Here is a 2,188-nt window from a genome sequence, read left to right on the forward strand (position 1 = left end):
ATTCCTGTGCGCATGCGCCACTCTCGCATACGCACACGCCAAAGGGAATCCAATACGGACTCTTATGTTAGGCGGAAACCACTAGGAGCGCCAAGCCGACAAAGGCGGTCACTCGAGCGACATAGAGATCAACAGAGCCTGAGGCCGCCTGCCAAGCACTACGGCATCAAACGGAAGCGCTCTCCAAGTGGAAGAAGCGAACCTCAGACGCGGATCCGGTCGAACGGTGCTCGGCCGGAGCGGGATCGCGGTCACGAGAGAGGATGTTGATGATGACGGCGGCCAAGATGACGTAGTGGTCGAGGGGCTTATGGCAGGCTGGCAGGCCGCTTCGACGGCCTGCAGCCCGTCGGCCGCAACGCCTCCGAAAATAGAGAGCATCTGCCGATCGCCGTCTGGCGCACTCTTCACCTTTCGCCGCACCTTCTCCATGCGTCGGTAGAACCCATTCGCGGAACGGCCATTGCGCAGCGCCGGGTTTCCGAGCGAGAATAGGCACGTAATGCCATGGATCGTAGATCGTCTCGCCGCGACCGAAGCACAGAAGGTGGGGCAAAGCAGCGTTTCGCAACTACCCCGTTTGGTAGGTTCATTGTTGTCGGTCCTCATGTACTTTGGCGCAGTCTTGTTGGGGCGCGCATCAGGAGGCAAGCCTCGTTATCGAGGGGTCCTACGAAGTCTCTCGAATTCTTTGCCCTCCAGCTAAACGTAGTCGTCAGGCGGTCAATCAATCGGAGGTGCCTAATGCAACGCAGTGGTGAAATGACGCTTGGATTGTATCTCTCTCAGGCGGGATATCACGAAGGTGCATGGCTCGATCCGAGCGTGCCAGCGCATGGCGGATCTGATATCGACCGATGTGCTCACGTCGCAGCCCTTGCCGAAGGTGCGGCATTTCACTTTGTATTTCTCGCCGACCACCAAGGTGTGATTAACGATCGCGCGGCTATAGCTCGTCTAAGTCGCAACTATTGGTCCGAGCCAATTTCGCTATTATCGGCGCTTTCAGCGACAACACGGGACATCGGCCTTATCGCGACAGCGTCAACAACGTATTACCAACCGTATCATCTCTCACGCATGTTCGCTTCACTTGACCATCTTTCCGGGGGACGAGCAGCTTGGAACATTGTCACTTCGGCAAGTAATTCGGAAGCCCAAAATTTTGGTGAAGAGGAACTTCCCGATCATATCGAGCGCTACGCTCGAGCAAGAGAGTTCGTAGAAGTTGCGAAAGGTCTTTGGGACAGCTGGGAGGACGATGCTTTCATTCGTGACAAGGAAAGTGGCACTTATGCGGACACGACGAAACTGCATTTGCTTAATCACCAGGGAAACCACTTTTCAGTCAAAGGGCCACTTAACGTCGCGAGGCCGCCGCAAGGCTATCCAGTATTGGTCCAGGCGGGCGCATCCGAGACTGGACTGGCTTTCGCAGCAGAAGTGGGTGAAGTCGTGTTCACAGCCGAACCGTCTTTAGAGAACGGTAAACGCTACTACACAACTCTCAAAGAGAAAGCGCGCGCACTTGGACGGGAGGAAAATCAGGTGCTAGTGATGCCGGGCATAGTCCCGATCGTTGGGAGGACTAAGCAAGAGGCGGCTGAGAAGCTTCAAAGACTTCAATCTTACACGCACTTCGATGTTTTGGTTGGACAGGCTCAGCTTTGGCTGGGCTCTGTAATCGACCTTCGTTCAGTGAATCTCGACTCGTTGGTGCCTGAGACCTTACCGCAGACAAACTTTATTCAGAGCCGTCAGAAAGTGCTTCTCGACTTGGCCGCACGCCAGAAATTCACCTGGAAACAGCTAATCCGCTCGGTATCCGACAGCCGAGGCCATCTGATGGTCGTGGGAACACCGAACGAAATTGCCGACACCATGGTCGATGTATTCAATCATCGTGCTGCTGACGGATTCAACGTACTGCCAGCGACAATGCCACGTGGACTAACTGATTTTGTTGAGCTCGTAGTGCCGGAATTGCGCCGACTAGGAAAATTCAGGGCGAGATGCCTTTCGGGACATACCCTCAGAGAGAACCTCGGCCTTAAGCGGCCACTCAATCGGTTCACGCAAGCGCGACAGACGCAATCCTCTGGTAAGCGACAAGCCTAGGCCGTTCAGCCGGCGTAGTTCCACGGCATGAGCGCGTCGATTTCTGAACTCGGCCAGCCATTGGCAATGC

General features: G+C 55.3%; 1 protein-coding gene. It reads left to right on the forward strand.

The window, feature by feature from the left end; genetic code table 11:
• The first annotated feature begins 744 nt into the window (after positions 1-744).
• Positions 745-2,118 carry an LLM class flavin-dependent oxidoreductase gene (locus tag ATB98_RS00090; RefSeq protein ID WP_066867491.1) on the forward strand — a complete coding sequence of 458 codons (1,374 nt, stop codon included), beginning with the start codon at positions 745-747 and terminating at the stop codon, positions 2,116-2,118.
• Positions 2,119-2,188 lie beyond the last annotated feature (70 nt).

It is taken from the genome of Sinorhizobium saheli (assembly GCF_001651875.1).
GTDB lineage: Bacteria > Pseudomonadota > Alphaproteobacteria > Rhizobiales > Rhizobiaceae > Sinorhizobium > Sinorhizobium saheli.

Excerpts from the sequence above, each read along its gene's own strand:
- ATB98_RS00090 (WP_066867491.1), top strand. The coding sequence starts at position 745 with ATGCAACGCAGTGGTGAAATGACGCTTGGATTGTATCTCTCTCAGGCG.